Annotated in this window: 16 protein-coding genes; 13 read left to right on the top strand and 3 right to left on the bottom strand. The window is 54.2% G+C overall.

Annotated elements, in window-relative coordinates; all coding sequences use genetic code 11:
• The first annotated feature begins 125 nt into the window (after positions 1-125).
• The 10 genes from rplU to X474_RS21595 all read left to right on the top strand — a co-directional run bounded on the left by rplU (position 126) and on the right by X474_RS21595 (position 9,074).
• On the top strand, positions 126-434 hold the full coding sequence (gene rplU / locus X474_RS21640; protein WP_044351945.1) for a 50S ribosomal protein L21: 309 nt from the start codon (positions 126-128) through the stop codon (positions 432-434).
• Between the two features lie 19 nt (positions 435-453).
• Complete coding sequence (rpmA, locus tag X474_RS21635) at positions 454-708, top strand: 50S ribosomal protein L27 (RefSeq protein ID WP_044351944.1); 255 nt, start codon at positions 454-456, stop codon at positions 706-708.
• Between the two features lie 102 nt (positions 709-810).
• Positions 811-1,830, top strand: a complete 1,020-nt coding sequence (gene obgE / locus X474_RS21630; protein ID WP_044351943.1) for a GTPase ObgE — start codon at positions 811-813, stop codon at positions 1,828-1,830.
• Positions 1,817-2,980 (top strand): glutamate 5-kinase, encoded by a 1,164-nt coding sequence (gene proB / locus X474_RS21625; RefSeq protein ID WP_052515501.1) that lies wholly within the window; start codon positions 1,817-1,819, stop codon positions 2,978-2,980. The genes obgE and proB overlap by 14 nt, the downstream gene beginning before the upstream one ends.
• Positions 2,962-4,218, top strand: coding sequence for a glutamate-5-semialdehyde dehydrogenase (locus X474_RS21620; protein WP_044351942.1), 1,257 nt, complete (start codon positions 2,962-2,964; stop codon positions 4,216-4,218). Before proB ends, X474_RS21620 begins: the two co-directional genes overlap by 19 nt.
• Positions 4,218-4,877, top strand: a complete 660-nt coding sequence (gene nadD, locus X474_RS21615) for a nicotinate-nucleotide adenylyltransferase (protein WP_044351941.1) — start codon at positions 4,218-4,220, stop codon at positions 4,875-4,877. The genes X474_RS21620 and nadD overlap by 1 nt, the downstream gene beginning before the upstream one ends.
• On the top strand, positions 4,874-5,287 hold the full coding sequence (gene rsfS, locus X474_RS21610; RefSeq protein ID WP_044351940.1) for a ribosome silencing factor: 414 nt from the start codon (positions 4,874-4,876) through the stop codon (positions 5,285-5,287). The genes nadD and rsfS overlap by 4 nt, the downstream gene beginning before the upstream one ends.
• A gap of 107 nt (positions 5,288-5,394) precedes the next feature.
• Positions 5,395-6,957 (top strand): 2,3-bisphosphoglycerate-independent phosphoglycerate mutase, encoded by a 1,563-nt coding sequence (gene gpmI / locus X474_RS21605; RefSeq protein WP_044351939.1) that lies wholly within the window; start codon positions 5,395-5,397, stop codon positions 6,955-6,957.
• A 5-nt stretch (positions 6,958-6,962) separates the two neighbouring features.
• Positions 6,963-8,390: a M48 family metallopeptidase gene (locus X474_RS21600; protein WP_044351938.1), complete on the top strand. Its 1,428-nt coding sequence runs from the start codon at positions 6,963-6,965 to the stop codon at positions 8,388-8,390.
• 114 nt (positions 8,391-8,504) lie between these two features.
• The gene (locus X474_RS21595) at positions 8,505-9,074 is read left to right on the top strand and encodes a DUF2059 domain-containing protein (RefSeq protein WP_052515500.1); all 570 of its coding nucleotides are present in this window, start codon (positions 8,505-8,507) and stop codon (positions 9,072-9,074) included.
• A gap of 114 nt (positions 9,075-9,188) precedes the next feature.
• Here X474_RS21595 and fusA read toward each other — a convergent pair whose 3' ends face one another.
• Complete coding sequence (gene fusA / locus X474_RS21590) at positions 9,189-11,234, bottom strand: elongation factor G (protein ID WP_044351937.1); 2,046 nt, start codon at positions 11,232-11,234, stop codon at positions 9,189-9,191.
• A gap of 137 nt (positions 11,235-11,371) precedes the next feature.
• Here fusA and X474_RS21585 point away from each other — a divergent pair, with 137 nt between their 5' ends.
• Together X474_RS21585 and X474_RS21580 are read left to right on the top strand one after the other, a co-directional pair.
• The gene (locus X474_RS21585; RefSeq protein WP_044351935.1) at positions 11,372-12,025 is read left to right on the top strand and encodes an endonuclease III domain-containing protein; all 654 of its coding nucleotides are present in this window, start codon (positions 11,372-11,374) and stop codon (positions 12,023-12,025) included.
• A 109-nt stretch (positions 12,026-12,134) separates the two neighbouring features.
• The gene (locus X474_RS21580) at positions 12,135-12,431 is read left to right on the top strand and encodes an HU family DNA-binding protein (RefSeq protein WP_052515499.1); all 297 of its coding nucleotides are present in this window, start codon (positions 12,135-12,137) and stop codon (positions 12,429-12,431) included.
• 156 nt (positions 12,432-12,587) lie between these two features.
• On the opposite strand, the gene X474_RS21575 is transcribed toward X474_RS21580, so the two are convergent.
• Both X474_RS21575 and X474_RS21570 read right to left on the bottom strand, forming a co-directional pair.
• A complete protein-coding gene (locus X474_RS21575) occupies positions 12,588-13,724 on the bottom strand; it encodes a DUF362 domain-containing protein (protein WP_044351934.1) in 1,137 nt (378 codons plus the stop codon).
• Position 13,725: 1 nt separating this feature from the next.
• Positions 13,726-14,967, bottom strand: a complete 1,242-nt coding sequence (locus X474_RS21570; protein WP_156360880.1) for an MFS transporter — start codon at positions 14,965-14,967, stop codon at positions 13,726-13,728.
• A gap of 312 nt (positions 14,968-15,279) precedes the next feature.
• Here X474_RS21570 and X474_RS21565 point away from each other — a divergent pair, with 312 nt between their 5' ends.
• Entirely contained in the window at positions 15,280-16,299 is a 1,020-nt protein-coding gene (locus tag X474_RS21565; RefSeq protein ID WP_044351931.1) for a tetratricopeptide repeat protein, read from the top strand.
• Positions 16,300-16,350 lie beyond the last annotated feature (51 nt).

The following is a 16,350-nucleotide window of genomic DNA, read 5'->3' as shown; positions in this document are numbered from 1 at the left end:
TCCATCCCAGGTAAAAATACGACCCTGGCCCAACAGGGAAAGGCTTTTATTTGCCCTCCTCCTCTTGACAGAAGGGCCGGGCATATGTATCCTCTGCTTTTGTTTTTCAAAGGAAGGTAACGAATATGTATGCGGTAATCGCCACGGGCGGCAAGCAATACAAAATAGAGCCCGGCAACGTACTGCGCCTCGAGAAGCTAGCCGGCAACGTTGGCGAAAAGGTGGAGTTGGCGCCGGTGCTCATGGTGGGCGGCGAAGGCGAGCCCAAAATCGGGCAACCTCACCTCGAAGGCCAGGTCCAGGCTACTATCCTGGAGCAGGGCAAAGGCCGCAAGGTAATGGTCTTCAAGAAGAAAAAGCGCAAAGGCTATCGTGTAAAGCGGGGTCACAGGCAGCCGTTCACTGCCGTGCGCATTGAATCCATAGACGCCTAGTTTTTGAGGAGCATGAAAAATGTCACATAAAAAAGCAGGCGGTTCTTCCCGTAACGGCCGCGACACCTCGGGCAAAAGGCTGGGACTGAAACGCGGTGAGGGTCAGGAGATCAGCGCCGGCACCATCATCGTGCGTCAGCACGGCACCACCATTCACCCGGGCAACAACGTCGGCATGGGCCGTGACTACACCCTCTATGCCCGCGTGGACGGCAAGATAAAATTCGAACGCCTGGGTCGCGACCGTAAGCGGGTCAGCGTTTATCCTGCTTAACAAAAGCGGATCCAACGGATGTAGACGGCCTTACACGGCGCTGATAAGCGCCGGGGCCGTCTTTTGTTTTGCTTAATTGATTAGTTTGGAAGCCAGGCAGCAATGCGCTTCGTAGATGAGGCCACCTTGGAAGTGGCCGCGGGAAACGGCGGCAAGGGGTGCGTAAGCTTTCTGCGCATGCGCTTCATGCCCAAAGGCGGCCCCAACGGCGGTGACGGCGGCAGGGGCGGCAATGTAATCCTGCGCGCTTCTTTAAGTCAAGCCACCTTGGCCGACCAAAGCTATCTGCGCCATATCCGGGCGGGCAACGGTATGCCCGGTCAGGGCTCGGATAAAAACGGCCGGTCAGGTGAAAATAAAATAATCTCCGTACCCGTGGGCACCATGGCCACAGATGTGGAGACCGGCGAACTGTTGGCCGACCTTGTAGAAGACGGCCAGGAAGTGATCCTCGCCCTGGGCGGTCAAGGCGGACTGGGAAACCGGCATTTCGCCACCTCAACCAATCGCACCCCCCGTTACGCCCAGCCCGGCGAGCCCGGAGAATCCCTTACGGTAAAGCTTGAGCTGAAACTTCTAGCCGATGTGGGGCTGGTGGGGCTGCCCAATGCAGGAAAATCAAGCCTTATTCGCGCCCTCACCCAGGCCAGGCCCAAGGTCGGCGACTATCCCTTTACAACCCTCACCCCTCATCTCGGGGTGGCCTTTTCCGATGACGGTGACCCCTACACCCTGGCCGACATACCGGGCCTGGTGGCTGGAGCGCATCAGGGCGCCGGTTTGGGGCTTCGTTTTTTAAAACATGTTGAGCGGACCAAGGCTTTTATTTTAGTGGTCGATTTGGCCGGAAATGATCCCCTGGCCGATCTGACTGTGGTACAAGATGAGCTCAAGGCCTATGGCAAAGGACTGGCTCAAAGGACCATGCTGGTGGCCGCCAATAAAATGGACCTTGAATCCGATCACGAAATAGCTGATATCTTTACTGAGGAAATCAACAGGCAGGGCCTTCAGGTAATCTTCACCAGTGCAGTCACCGGCGAGGGAATAGACAAGCTCAACCACGCCTGCCTGAGACTTATCCGGGAAGCCAATAAGGAGAAAGCAATTGAACAAAGCTGAACTTCTGGCCTCCTCACACAGGGTGGTGGTAAAAGTCGGCTCTGCGGTGCTTACCGATAAGCACGGTCTGGACCGCAGGAGGGTCGACCTGCTGGCCGCCCAGATCTGTCGTTTGGCTGATCAGGGCAGGCAGGTGGTCTTTGTCTCCAGCGGCTCCATTGCCACCGGACGAGCCAAGGCCGGACTGAACTACCGCCCCAAGGCGCTGCCTGAAAAGCAGGCCTGCGCCGCCCTGGGCCAGTCCGGACTGATGCAGGCCTATGAAGAAGCCTTTGCCCGGCATGGGCGCAAGGTGGCCCAGATTCTCCTTACCGCCGCGGACCTCACCAGGCGCAACCGCTATACCAACGCCAGAAACACCCTGGAAACCCTACTCGACTGGGGCGTCATCCCCATTGTCAATGAAAACGACACGGTCAGCACGGCTGAAATCAAGCTGGGGGACAACGACAATCTGGCGGCCATGCTCACCAATCTCCTGGGCGCCCGGGTAATGATCAGCCTCACCAATGTTGACGGGGTCATGGATGCCGATCCCAGGATGCATCCCAACGCCAAGCTAATACCAGTGGTGGAGCAGGTTGACGTGGACCTTTTGAGCGCGGCCAGCTCCCAGCCCGGGGCAGTGGGATTGGGCGGCATCTTCAGCAAGGTGAGGGCGGCGGACAAGGTCGCCCGCTGTGGGTCTTACACAATTGTGGCCAATGGCCTGGTAGACGATGTGATAGACCTTTTGCTCAAGGGGCAGGACCTGGGCACCTTGTTCTTGCCCAGGGCCTTTAAACTCACCAGCCGCAAACATTGGATAGCCTTTACAGCCAGCAGGCAGGGCGAATTGCTGGTGGACAAAGGCGCTGTGCCGCCCTTGACCGAATACGGAAAAAGCCTGCTCCCGGCGGGAATCACTGAAGTTCGGGGTGATTTTCAGGCAGGCCAGGCAGTGAAGGTTCTGGGCCCCGACGACTCGGTGCTCGGGGTGGGATTAAGCAACTATTCCAGCCGGGAAGTAGACGCCATCAAGGGTTTGCACTCCAACGAAATAGCCGAAAAACTGGGGCATGATGCACCTGAAGAGGTGATTCACCGGGATAATCTGGTGGTTTTTGACCAGGAAGAAGAGGAGAGCGTGGCATGTCTGTTGAACAACTAGTGGCCGATATTTGCCGGGGGGCCAAAAAAGCCTCCAGGACTCTGGCTTCCATTTCCACTGATCAAAAAAACGCGGTTCTTCTGGACCTGGCCCAGGCCCTTTTGAAGAACCAAAAGGAAATACAGGCCGCCAACCAGGGCGATGTGGAAAAGGCCCGTGAAGCCGGGCTCACCAATGCCATGATCGACCGCCTCACCCTTTCGGACAAGGTTATCCAGTCCATGGTCGACGGGCTTAAGGAAGTTGCCGCCCTGCCCGATCCGGTGGGAGAAGTCACCTCCATGTGGAAGCGCCCCAACGGCCTTTTGGTGGGCAAACAGCGCATTCCCTTGGGAGTCATCGGCTTTATTTACGAATCCCGGCCCAATGTCACAGTGGATGCAGCGGCGCTCTGCCTTAAAAGCGGCAACACCGTAGTCTTGAAAGGCGGCAAGGAATCCTTGGACAGCAACCTGGCCTTGACCGAAATCATCGGCCAGGTGCTTATGGATCACGGCCTGCCCAAGGCCTGTGTGCAGGCCATACCAACCACTGACCGGGCCGCCACCAGCGCCCTTTTGGCCCAGGATGAAACCCTGGACGTGATTATTCCCAGAGGGGGCGAGGGCCTGATCCGGTTTGTGGCAGAAAACGCCAAAATGCCGGTCCTGAAACACTACAAGGGCGTTTGCCATGTTTATGTGGATGAAACGGCGGACCACGACATGGCCCTTGCCATTTCTGTGAACGCAAAGTGTGACCGGCCCGCGGTCTGCAACGCCATGGAAACCCTTCTGGTCAACCAAAAAGAAGCGGATGCCTTTATTCCCCGCGCTGCCAAGGCCTTTACCGGGCAGGGGGTGGAATTAAGAGGCTGCCCCCTGACCTGCGCCCTGGCCCCCCAGGCCAAACCCGCCTCGGAGGAGGACTGGTCCACTGAGTACAACGATCTGATCCTCTCGGTGAAGGTGGTGGAAGACATGGACGCCGCCCTGGATCACATAAACCACTACGGCTCTCAGCACACCGAAGCCATAGTCACCAAAGACTATGCCCGCAGCAGAAAATTCATTGACCAGGCGGACTCCTCGGTGGTGTTGGTGAATGCGAGCACCCGTTTCAACGACGGCGGGCAGTTGGGGCTCGGGGCCGAAATCGGCATCAGCACCAGCAAGCTACACGCCTTTGGCCCCATGGGCCTGTCCGAGCTGACCACCCTTAAATTCGTGGTTTTCGGCGAAGGGCAGGTGCGCAACTGATGAGGGAAAGACTGGCTATTTTCGGGGGGACCTTTGATCCTGTACATAACGCCCATTTAAGGGCCGGGCTGGAAGCAGCCGAGGAATTAGGACTGGATAAAGTGCTTTTCATGCCCTGCGCCGAGCCGCCCCACAACAAACATCTTGGCGCAAACGTGGAACACAGGCTTGAGATGCTGCGCCTGGCCGTGGCGGATAACCCCCGTTTTGAGGTCTGCGACATCGAGGCCAGAATGGGTGGGAAAAGCTATACCGGCCGCACCTTGGCGGAAATCCAAAAACAGCACCCCAGGGCGAAGATCTATTTTCTGATAGGGGCGGACGCGTTTTTTTACCTGCACACTTGGCACTACCCCATGCGCCTTTTTGAAATGGTGGATTTCGTGGTCATGGCCCGACCCAAATCCCCCAAAAGCGAGCTCCTGGAATACATGCAGGAAAAGCTGGACCCCGGGTTCCAACAGAACGAAGACGGCTGGGTGCGGCTGCCGGGCGGTCATGGCGCCAGGCGGGTGCCGACCACCTTGTTGAGCATATCCAGCACCGGCATAAAGTTCAGGGCGGCCAACGGGCTTTCCCTGGCTTATCTTGTACATCCGGCAGTAGAGGACTATATTAAACGTATGAAACTTTACCAGAAAAAGAAGGCCGCCAAATGAATCGCCGCTCACGACCCAAGCGCCCTGAAACCACAAGGGACATGGCTTTTCTCTGTGCGGCCGCAGGCCTGGACAAAAAAGCCCAGGATCTGATCCTTCTGGATGTGGCTGAACTCTCCGGTTACACCGACTTCTTCCTGCTGGCCAGTGGCCGCTCCACCAGGCAATGCGCCGCTATTGCCGAAAACATGGCCCGGGTCATGAAAAAAGCAGGACTCAAGCCGCTCTCCATTACGGGACTAAAGGAAGGCGGCTGGGTGCTTTTGGATTTCGGCGATGTTGTGGTGCATGTTTTTCATCAGCCGGTGAGAGAACTGTATGACCTGGAATCCCTTTGGTCCGATGCTCCCAAGGTCGATATCAAGATTGATGAATTGCCGGAACTTTCTGACCTGGAACAGGATTCTTAAAGGTCCGATCGATTTTTTCAAGACCTCATCCGGCCTGCGCAAAAGGCGGCCGCTCCCCCGGCCCAAGGAGGCATTGGATCCCCTAATTAAACTATGGGAGATAAACCATGACTGCCAAGACTCCGCTCACCCTGATTATCCTCGACGGCTGGGGGATCGCCCCGCAAGGCGAAGGCAATGCCGTCACCAATGCCAAAACCCCCTTCATGGACTCTCTTTTCACAGCCTATCCCCAAACCAGCCTTGACTGCTTTGGCGAGGCAGTGGGACTTCCCGAAGGCCAAATGGGCAACTCGGAGGTCGGCCATTTGAACCTCGGCGCAGGACGGGTGGTTTATCAAGATATCACCCGCATCAACCTGGCCATCAAGAAAAAAAACCTGCCCCATAACCAGGCTATTAAAAATTGCCTGGACAAGGTGGAAAACAACTCCTCCACCTTGCATCTCATTGGCCTGGTGAGCCCCGGCGGGGTCCACTCCCTTATGACGCATCTCTATGCCTTGATCGACTTGGCTCATGAACGGAACATAAATACCATTGCCGTTCACGCCCTTTTGGACGGTCGTGACACCCCTCCCAATTCAGGGGCGGGCTATTTGACCGAACTCCAGGACTACCTGACCGGCAGGCCCAAGGCCTTTATCGCCTCGGTGGGCGGACGTTTCTGGGGTATGGACAGGGACAAGAGATGGAAAAGGGTGCATAAGGCCTATGAAGTCATGGTCCACGGCCAGGGGGCCACGGCCAGTGACCCGGTCGACTATGTCAAGGCCTGCTATGCCAAAGAGGAATTTGACGAATTTGTCACCCCTGCCGTGATCACAGACTCTGAAGGCGCGCCCAAGGCCCTGATCAAAACAAACGACGGGGTTATCTTCTTCAACTTCCGGTCCGATCGGGCCAGGGAATTGACCTGGGCCTTTAATTCCAAAGATTTCGATGGCTTTGATGTAACCGACCGCCCCAGTCTGGCCGACTATGTCTGCATGACCCAATATGATGAACACCTTCATGAGATCCCCGTGGCCTTTCCGCCGGTGGAGATAGAAAACACCCTGGCCCAGGTGCTGAGCAGAGAGGGTAAGCGGCAGCTCCATATAGCCGAGACCGAAAAATACGCCCATGTCACCTTCTTCTTCAACGGCGGCCTGGAAGAGCCCTACCCCGGAGAAGACCGGGTGCTGGTTCCCTCTCCCCAAGAGGTGGAAACCTATGATGAAAAGCCCCAGATGAGCGCCTTTGAAGTTACTGAAAAGGTGTTGGAAAGAATCAACTCCGGGCTATACGATTTTATTGTGATGAACTACGCCAACGGCGACATGGTGGGTCACACAGGCAGTCTGCCTGCTGCGATCAAGGCCATGGAGGCCCTGGATTATTGCCTCAGGCAAGTGATTCCCGCAGTTTTGGCCCAAGGGGGCCGGGTGCTTCTGACTGCGGATCACGGCAATGCCGAACAGATGATAGATCCCGAGACCGGCGGCCCCTATACGGCCCATACAGTCAAAAATCCCGTGCCGTTCTTGCTGATCGATCCTGATTTGGCTGAGACTGAGCTCACAAAAGGCGCTCTCTGCGACGTGGCCCCCACCGCCCTGGCCCTGTTGGGTATTGAACAGCCAAAGGAGATGACAGGCAGGCCTTTGTTCAACCCTGCCAAGGAGTAGAACCCTTGAAAAAAATCCTGGCGCTCGTTCTGGCTTTTTGCCTCCTTGCAGCCCCTGTGGCCCGTGCCGATGAGGAAATGTCCGTAGAAGAAGAGATCAAAATCGGCAAGGACGCTTTCAAGGCGGTGCAGGCCCAGATACCCTTGGTGGATGACCCCGACACCATAAGTTATGTAAAGGGTCTGGCGAAAAAACTCACCAAGGCCAGGCCCGACGAACGCTATAAATATCAATTTTATGTGGCGGACGAAGGAGTGGTGAACGCCTTTGCCCTGCCCGGCGGCTGGATAGTTCTTTTCAGGGGCCTTATCACAAGCATGGATAACGAGGGCGAACTGGTGGGTGTCATGGCCCACGAAATGTCCCACGTGTATTACCGCCACATAGCTGCCCGTATCAAAAAGTCCGGCGCTGTTTCCATGGCCACAGTTGCCGGCATGGTGGCCGGACTACTGCTCGGCGCCCTGGGAGGCTCCCCTGAACTGGGCCAGGCCCTCACCTTGGGCTCCGCGGCCGGAGGGGCCCATGCCCAGCTTGCCTTTAGCCGGGAAGACGAAATGCAGGCCGACTATGGGGCCTACAAGGTGCTCACAGCGGCGGGATACCATCCTGCCGACATGGCCAAGACCTTTCAGCGCATGTGGCGCACTCAAAGGACCACCTCGCCCACACCGCCGACCTATCTTCTCACCCACCCCACCAGCCCGGAGCGCATGGAGGCCATTCAGAACCTGGTGAGAAGGTACCCCCGGCCACGCATGGAATACAACAACAGCGACTTCCTCAGGATAAAGACGAGGCTCAGCGCCCTGTACTCGCCTGAGGACGAGGCGGAAAGCACCTTCAAGGCCAAGCTTGCCAAAAACCCCAAGGACCCATATGCGCTCTATGGCCAGGCCCTTTTGGCCATGCGCGGGTCTAATTATAAAGAGGGCCTTTCCCGCCTCACCATGCTTGAACCGCTTTGGCAGTTCAACAAGGAATATCTATGGAGGGCACAGGGCATTTGCCGCCTGAACCTGGGTGATTATGAACAGGCGGAAAAGCTGTTGGACAAATGCCTCAGTAAAGTTCCCCACGACCAGGAGGCCCAGGTCGCCCTGGGGCAGACCTATCTGCGGCAAAACAAATATGAAGACGCCATCTTTGTACTGGCCAGGGTGGTGAATAAACACCCGGACGACGCCCAGGCCAACTATGACCTGGGCATGGCGCTCGGCAGGCAAGGTAAAACAGCCGAGGCAGCCTTGCATCTGGGCCTGGCCTTCAAGCAGGGAGGCAAGATCAGATCCGCCCGCTACCACCTGGAAAGAGCAGTGCAAGGGCTTAATGACCAACCCGAGCTGAAAAAAAAGGCCCAAAAGGCCCTGGATGAGATCTCACCCAAAAAGCCGGGACCGGAAAAAGCGGAAAATAAGAAAAAGGATGACTAGCCTGCCAAGGCTTGCAGTCTTTAGTATAAGGGTAAAAAGCTACCGGAGCGAAGATCTCCCAGGTTTTCCGGGCTTTTTCAAACTTAAACAAAAAACAAAGGAACTAGTGGAAACATGAAAAAAAATGTGCTCATCACGCTGACCTTGGCAATGACACTTCTTCTCAGTGCTCCTGCGGCTTTTTGTCAGGATAAAGCCAAAGAACCGAAGAAGCCCTCAGCCGAAAGCCTGGCCCTGGCAGCCGAATACTATCAGGCCTCTGAATTCAAGGGAATGCTGGAAAAGTCTCTGACCCCCATGCTGAACCAGTTCCCCGAGAAAAACAGAAAAGAGCTGCGCACCGCGCTGGACAAGATTCTGGCTGACGACGGTCCCATGAAAAAGCAGATTATCAATGCGGCTGCCAGCAGCTTTACCGAGGCCGAACTCAAGGCCATGGTTAGCTACTACACATCGGCCGAAGGTAAATCTATCCTGAAAAAAATGCCGAATTACACCAGGGAAACAGGCCAGATCATCCAGAGCCTCTTGATGCCGGTTGTACAGCAGCAAGCCATGAAGCTCAGAATGCAGATGCAGGAAGAACAGAAAAAGGCTGCTGAAGCAGCCAAGGCCGCCGCTGCCGCTAAAAAGGCAAAAGATGCCAAGGCAGATAAAAAAGAGAAAGCTCCCGCTAAAAAGTAAACTCCAAGGCCACGGTTAAAAAGGGCCTTTTACATCGGCCAAGCCGTGATGCAGCGATAAAAAAGCGTAAGCGCGTTCAGCGCTTACGCTTTTTTATATTTATGCGGGGGGATTTTACTTACCTGAGCCGGAAGCGTCGTAATGGGAGAACTGCATGCTGAAAATGGCCCGGCCCTGGGTGGCCGAACGCAAGATGGTTGAGTAACCGAACATGCGCTTCAAGGCAACTGTGGCCGTGATCACCTGGGTGTTTCCCTTGGGTTCCACGCTCTCCACGGAACCGCCCCTGGCGTTTAAGTCTCCGATAACTTCGCCCATGAACTCCTCGGGGCTCACAACCTCCACCTTCATCACAGGCTCCAGGAGAATGGACTCAGCAGACTCCAGGGCCTTGCGCAGGCCGGTGGAGCAGGCCAGGCGCATACCCAGTTCCGTAGTCGTCCCCTGGGTGTAGCCAACCCCGGTGACCTCAACCTTGGTATCCACCACCGGATACCCCAAAACCACTCCGCTGGAAAGCCCCTCATTCACGGACTGCTTAATAACATCAGTGAATTCGGCAGGCAGATCCTGATCAGAGATATCAATACGAACCGTATTGCCCCCGCCTCTGGGGTTGGGTGTGAGTTTGAGGGTAACCTCTCCGACCTGGCGGTCTCCGCCAAGATCACGATCAAAGGACTCGGTAAGCTTAACTTCCCTGGTAACGGTCTCGCGGTACACCACCTGAGGCTGCCCCACGTTTACCGTAAGGCTGAATTCCCTTTTCAATCTTTGCACGAGCACATCCAAATGAAGCTCGCCCATACCCCTGATAATGGTCTGACCGGTGTCTTCATCAATGTGCATCCTGAAGGTGGGGTCCTCGTCTGCCAGACGATTCAGACAGGATTCCAGCTTCTCCTGGTCCCCCACTGTTTTGGGCTCCACAGCCACACTGATCACCGGTTCGTAAGACCTTATATTATCCAGCAAAAGAGGCCTGTCCTTAAGGGCCAGTGTGTCGCCTGTGGTCGCAAGCTTCATACCCATGAGCCCCACGATATCTCCGGCTGAGGCCTCTTTGAGCCTCTCTCTTTTGTTGGCGTGCATGCGTAAAAGCCGGGCCACCTTTTCGGTTTTGTCCTTGGTCACATTGTAGACCTCGGCGCCGGACTCTATAACCCCGGAATAGATGCGGGCAAAGACAAGCTTACGCCCCTGCTCCATCTGAACCTTGAATACCAGGGCGGCAAGGGGCGCCTTTTTGTCAGCCTGGCGCAGTTCCTTTTGCTCGTTGGTGGGGTTGACCCCCTCCACCGACGGAATATCCAGGGGAGAAGGCAAATAGTCGCAAATCCCGTCCAGAACCGGCTGCACCCCCTTGTTGCGCAGGGCGGAACCGGCGAATACCGGGATCAGCTTCAGGCTAAGGCAGGCCCTCCGCACAGCGGCCTTAAGGTTCTTGAGGGAGATTTCCTCCTCACCCAGATAGGCCTCCATGATCTCGTCATCATTTTCAGCCAGGGTTTCTATCATGCTCTCCCTGGCCGCCTGGGCCTCTTCCTGCATTTCCGCCGGAATCTCCGAACGGGCCACTGTCCCGCCCTGGTCACTCTCATCAAAAGAAAGCAATTCCATGGTCAGTATATCGATCACTCCCTTGAAGTCGCTTTCACTGCCCCAGGGAATGGTGAGCGGCAAGGGGTTGGCCCCGAGTTTTTCCCGTATCTGGTTTAGCACACCGTTGAAGTCAGCGCCTATACGGTCCATTTTATTAATGAAAGCTATCTTGGGTACATGATAGCGGTCAGCCTGGTGCCACACGGTCTCACTTTGGGGCTCCACACCGCCCACAGCGCAGAAAACCATGACACAACCGTCCAACACCCTAAGAGAGCGCTCCACTTCCATGGTGAAATCCACATGGCCCGGGGTATCTATCAAGTTGATATCATAGTTATTCCATTGGCAGGTGGTAGCCGCGCTGGTAATAGTGATACCGCGCTGCTGCTCCTCCTCCATCCAGTCCATCACCGCAGTGCCTTCGTGGACCTCTCCTATTTTGTGGGTGCGCTTAGTGTAATAAAGCACCCTTTCGGTAAAAGTTGTCTTACCTGCGTCTATATGGGCCACAACGCCCATATTACGTGTTCTTTTTAGGCGTGGTTCACCAGCCATTTACAATGCCTCAATAGAAAATAGGAATCATTTCGAGCCGTTTTTCAAAGCCTCCTTGTACAGAAGGCAAATATAGTATATTTACGGCTAAAATGCCTTATGTCAACAGTATGCACCTTTAAAGGAAAACTAATTGCATGGAAATTAAGGAGATCTTAGAAGAACTCTACGACCTGCCCTTTAAACGCTTCGGCGACCTCCATTGGTGGCCCGGGGAGACCAGGTTCGAGATCATGGTGGGGGCCATACTCACCCAAAACACCAACTGGCAAAACGTGGAAAAGGCCATAACCAACCTGAAAAAGGCACGCGTTCTTTCTCTTGATCGGCTTTTACAACTGCCGCCGGAAGAACTGTCCCGGCTTATCCGGCCGGCGGGGTATTACAACCTGAAGGAAAAACGCCTGCGCAATCTTTTGAACCTGGTTCAACAGGATGCAGGTGGAGACCTGGACGCTTTTTTCAAAGGGCCGCTCAAAGAGGTTAGGGAAAAACTTTTGAGCTCCAAAGGCGTTGGGCCGGAAACCGCAGATTCCATACTGCTTTATGCCGGAGGCAGACCCACCTTTGTGGTGGATGCCTACACCATGCGCATCTTAAGCCGTCACCACCTGATCCCGGCCAAGGCCGCCTATGAAGAGGTGCGCCTTTTATTCATGAAAAACCTGCCAAACAAAGCCCCTTTTTTTAACCAATATCATGCCCAGCTGGTGATGATCGGAAAAGACTACTGCAAAAAAAGCAAACCAGCCTGTGAGGATTGCCCGCTTGACAGCTGGCAAAGAAGCTGAAAATTGCCTCAAACACCAAAAAAATCGGCTAAAAAGCAAAGCGGTTGTTGACAATTAAGCGCAAATGGTGGTGAAATATTTTTAAATTAAGCAGAAAGGAAAGGGGCGCATGGCTAAAAAACCAATGACCAAAACCGACATGATAGACGTTATCGCCAAAACTGCCGGCATACCCAAAACAGCAGCAAAGGCATCCTTGGAATCCTTTGTAGCCATGTGCCGGAAGGAAATCAAGGCGAACCGGCCTTTCAGAGTAGCGGGGTTGGGCACCTTTGCCCTTAAGAAAACAAAGGCCCGCAAAGGCGTAAACCCGGCCACCGGTGAACCAATCAAGATCAAGGCTAAAAAGCGCATGGCCTTCAAGCCGAGCAGCCAGGTTAAAGAGCTTCTGAACCCAAATAAATAGACGTTTCAGTAAAAATATCTGAAAACGGAGCCGACCTGCGCCTCAATACGACCTGGTTCCCAATGCGTCCCTAAAGCTGTAAGCACCACAATTGCTCGGCCGGAAAACTGCGCATAAAAATGTCTGAAAAACGCCCGGGTGCACACCCGGGCGTTTCTATCGGCCTATTCCCTTAAGCACCTTTGCCAAAAGGCCCTTCTTGAAGGAAATGGCGTTTTCCGGGCACACCTCCTGGCAACAATAACAGCGGATACACCTGTCATAATCAAAGGTCATTCGATTCTGCAGAATCTCCAAACAGTTCACCGGGCATATGCGAACGCATTTACCGCACAGGCGGCAGGCTTTCTTATCCTGAACCGGTTTTGAAACCAGATAACGTCTGGAAAAAGAAGTCAAAAAACCCGGCAACATCTCCATGCTGCCCAATTGCGGCAGCTCAAGATCTGTAACTAAAGGCATCTCTATCCCCGGCGCAAGAACCTTCACGGCATCTTGCTCCAGCTCGGGAGCTCCCCTTTCCCGGGCGGCCAGGTAAAGGGGATAATCCTCCAGGGACACCCCCAACAACCTGCACATGGTCATATCCAGGGCCAGGGCGTTTTTCGAGGCAGCCAATACACCGAAATGCCTGGGCCGACCGTTGGAAGGGCCATGCCCTTCCATGCCCCAGACGCCGTCCAAAATAGTCAACCCCGGATTAACCGCCTGGTTGATATCAAGTAAAAGCGAGGCAAAGGTTCGACGGCTGGCCCCCACCATACCGTGCCATTCAGCCTTGCGCTGGGCCACGATCACCCCGAAAAGGTTTTTCACCCCCAGGGTCAAAAGCATCTGGCAATGGGTCTTCAGCTTGGGCAGGTTGATGACCTGGTCCGCCTCCATTGCATCGGCCGCGATCTCCAGGTTCTTGAAAAGCGCCACCCTGTTTGAGGGGATCGGCCGAGGGTCTTTTAATTCCCTGACAGAAATTCCCAACTCCCCGGCAATCCTGTCCAGACCGGTCACTTTGACAATTTTGGCAAAGGGCTCCAGGGCGGGACTGTCCGCAATAAAGGGCCTGGCCCCTGCCTCAAGCACCATACGGGCCACCGCCTCAACCAAAACAGGGTCGGTGACCACCCTTTGCTCAAGAGGCCTGGGAGAAAGCAGGTTTGGTTTAAGCAACACCCGCTGACCGGATTTTACAAAGGCCGTGATTCCACCAAGCGGCTCCAAAACCGCATCAAGGGATTTCCTGATATTTCTCTTGTCATAGTCAGGGCATCTGACTAAAGAGACCGTATCTTGCAAATCACACCTGCAATTCCGGCTTCTCGGCCTTTTGAATTTTGTCTGCTGCGCAAGCGGTATCAGGCTTCTTTTTACGCAAAAGAGAAAAAACAATCAAAACAACCATCATTGAAATCAGCCCAAGGACCGGAAAAGCAGCCTCAACTCCATAGGCGCCTTCCACGTAGCCCATGAGACTCACAGCCAAAGACCCCACTCCAAACACCAGTACAAACTTCAGTCCAAAGGCAGCATGGCGCAGCCTGGCAGGGGTGTAACGGCCAATAAGGGTGTTTTCAATCGGCTGCATCCCCAGTAAAAAGAAGACATACAGCATGACCATGAGGCCTGAAAGGCTTCCCCAAACCAAGCCGCTTAACAGAGCACAGGGCGCGGCAATGGCGTGAAAGGTGAAATATGCCTTTTTAGACTCAAACCTCTCCCCCACCATCCCTCCGGCGATCTGGGCAGCCATCCCGGCCAGATAGATGAATGAGGACAACAGGGTAGCCAGAAGATTGCCGGAAAGGCCTTTAAAAAGGCTGAATTCCATAAGCCAGGCCTGCCCCTTCAATTCAAAAAAGGCGGGCATCATCAAGGTTGTGCCCCGGTAGGCCATGCCGGAAAGCGTCATGGCCAGAAGCATAATCACAAAGGGCCAGGGAATGCCTTTTCCGTTTTCCTCGCTCATGGCCTCTTCGGGTTTGTCAGCAAATGAAAAAGGTAAGAATAAAAGTACAACCAGACCGAAAAAATTCACCAGGGCTATCAGGGCAAAGGCAGCCTTGACGCCCCAAAGCCAATTAACCAAACCTGCGGCCAAGGGCGCCAGGGCCAGCCCCAGATTGCCCCACATGCCATTAATCCCCATGGCCATACTCACCCTTTCGGCCCTGGTGGAAATAAGGCCAAGGGCGGCGGGATGATAGATCCCTGCAAACAAGCCAAGACCGGCCAGGAAAAGGCTCAGCATCATAGGCTGCCATACAAAAAAACATGCCCCCAGAGCGCTTAGGCTTGAGCCCAGGAAAAAAAGGGAGAGTAAAGGTTTTCCTCCGAAACGGTCGGCCAGATACCCCCAGGGCAAAGCGGTGAGCCCGAAAAGCAGATACATCCAGAAGGACAGCTCCAGCACCTGAGCCAGTTTCAGGCCCATTCCATGGGAAAGGGGCAGAACCAGGGCCGGAAAAACCAGCATGTTGAAATGACAGATAAGGTGCCCCAAAGAGGTCACTCTCAGCATACGGCGTTGGTCGCGATTCACGTTAACATCCTTTACACAAAAAGTCAGGCCAAGTGCAGGTCCCCAAAAGAACTGTAAAAACAACCCGGCTAGATTCGCTTTTTTCCCGACATGCGAAAACTACCGGGCCGATTTATGGCTCTTTTGTTTTTTTCTGAGATAATATACTACTTAACAACCAGGAATCTGTCCGGCCCATATAAAGGTAAAAAACCTTGAGCAGCAAGACAGCACGCCTGCCATGAGTTATATAATATTAAAAAAGAAATGCATCCGAACCAGCTTAAATACATGTAAAAACTGGATAGCTGCAAGAGAGATTCCCAAAAAACCGTGGAAGACTTAAACGGAACCATAATCCTGGCCCACAGTGAAAAAACCCTGCGCCAGACCCTCAGACGCATATTAAGAGATATGGGGTTTCGCACCATTGTGGAAAAGGAAAACGGCACCCAGGCCTGGGCCCACCTTTGCACCAATGGCGGCGATATGATAATCGCGGGCTGGAATATGCAGGAAATGAACGGCCTGGGCCTGTTAAAGGTTGCGCGGGCCGATGCGGACTTTGGCAAAATACCAATTATTCTGGTTACCAGGGGTATAACCAAAAACCAGGTGGTCGAAGCCGGTGAGGCGGGAGTCAGCGACATTGTAATCTTGCCTCTTGCCCCCAAAACTCTGCAACTCAAACTGGAAGCCATTTTCAAAAGCGAAGCAGACCCCACCACCCGCAAGGTGGAAGGTTACTATAATCAGGGCGTGCGCTATATGGAGCAGGAGCGCTGGCAGGATGCCCTTGGCAGTTTTCAGAAGGTTCTCAAGCTTCATGAAAATGCGGAAGTCTATTACAACATGGGCTACATAAAAACCGCACAGGGGCGCTATGAAGAGGCTATCCAGTATTTTCGAAGAGCCACCAAGATCAACCAGGACTTTGCCAGGGCCTACAAGCGCATGGGTGAATGTTATCTTAAACTGGGGCGGAAGAAACTGGCCGAAAAAAGCATGCACCATGCCGCTGAAATCTACATGGAAAAGCAGATGGACGACAACGCGGAGCAGATCCTGCAGCAGGTGCTCAGTTTTAACCCCGACACCACCAATGTATTTAACTCATTGGGAATTATCTACCGCAGGCAGGGGCGATATCAAAAGGCCATAGATCAATATCTCAAAGCGCTCAAAGTCAATCCCGGGGATGAAAACATCTACTACAACCTGGGCCGTATTTATTATGAAACCAATAAATACCAAAAGGCCAAGGAGGTTCTTGTTAAGTCAATAGAACTTAACCCCTCCTTTAATGAAGCCCGGCAGATGTTGGAACTCATTCAAGCCGAAACCAGTCCCTGACAGGGTATTCCAAAAGGCAAATCCGGACGGTAATTTGCCGGGCCTTTTTTC

Origin of the sequence: Dethiosulfatarculus sandiegensis (genome assembly GCF_000931935.2) — a bacterium.
Classification (GTDB): Bacteria; Desulfobacterota; Desulfarculia; order Desulfarculales; family Desulfarculaceae; genus Dethiosulfatarculus; species Dethiosulfatarculus sandiegensis.
Note: the sequence above shows the minus strand (reverse complement) of the source record. Positions and strands in the feature narration are given on the sequence as shown.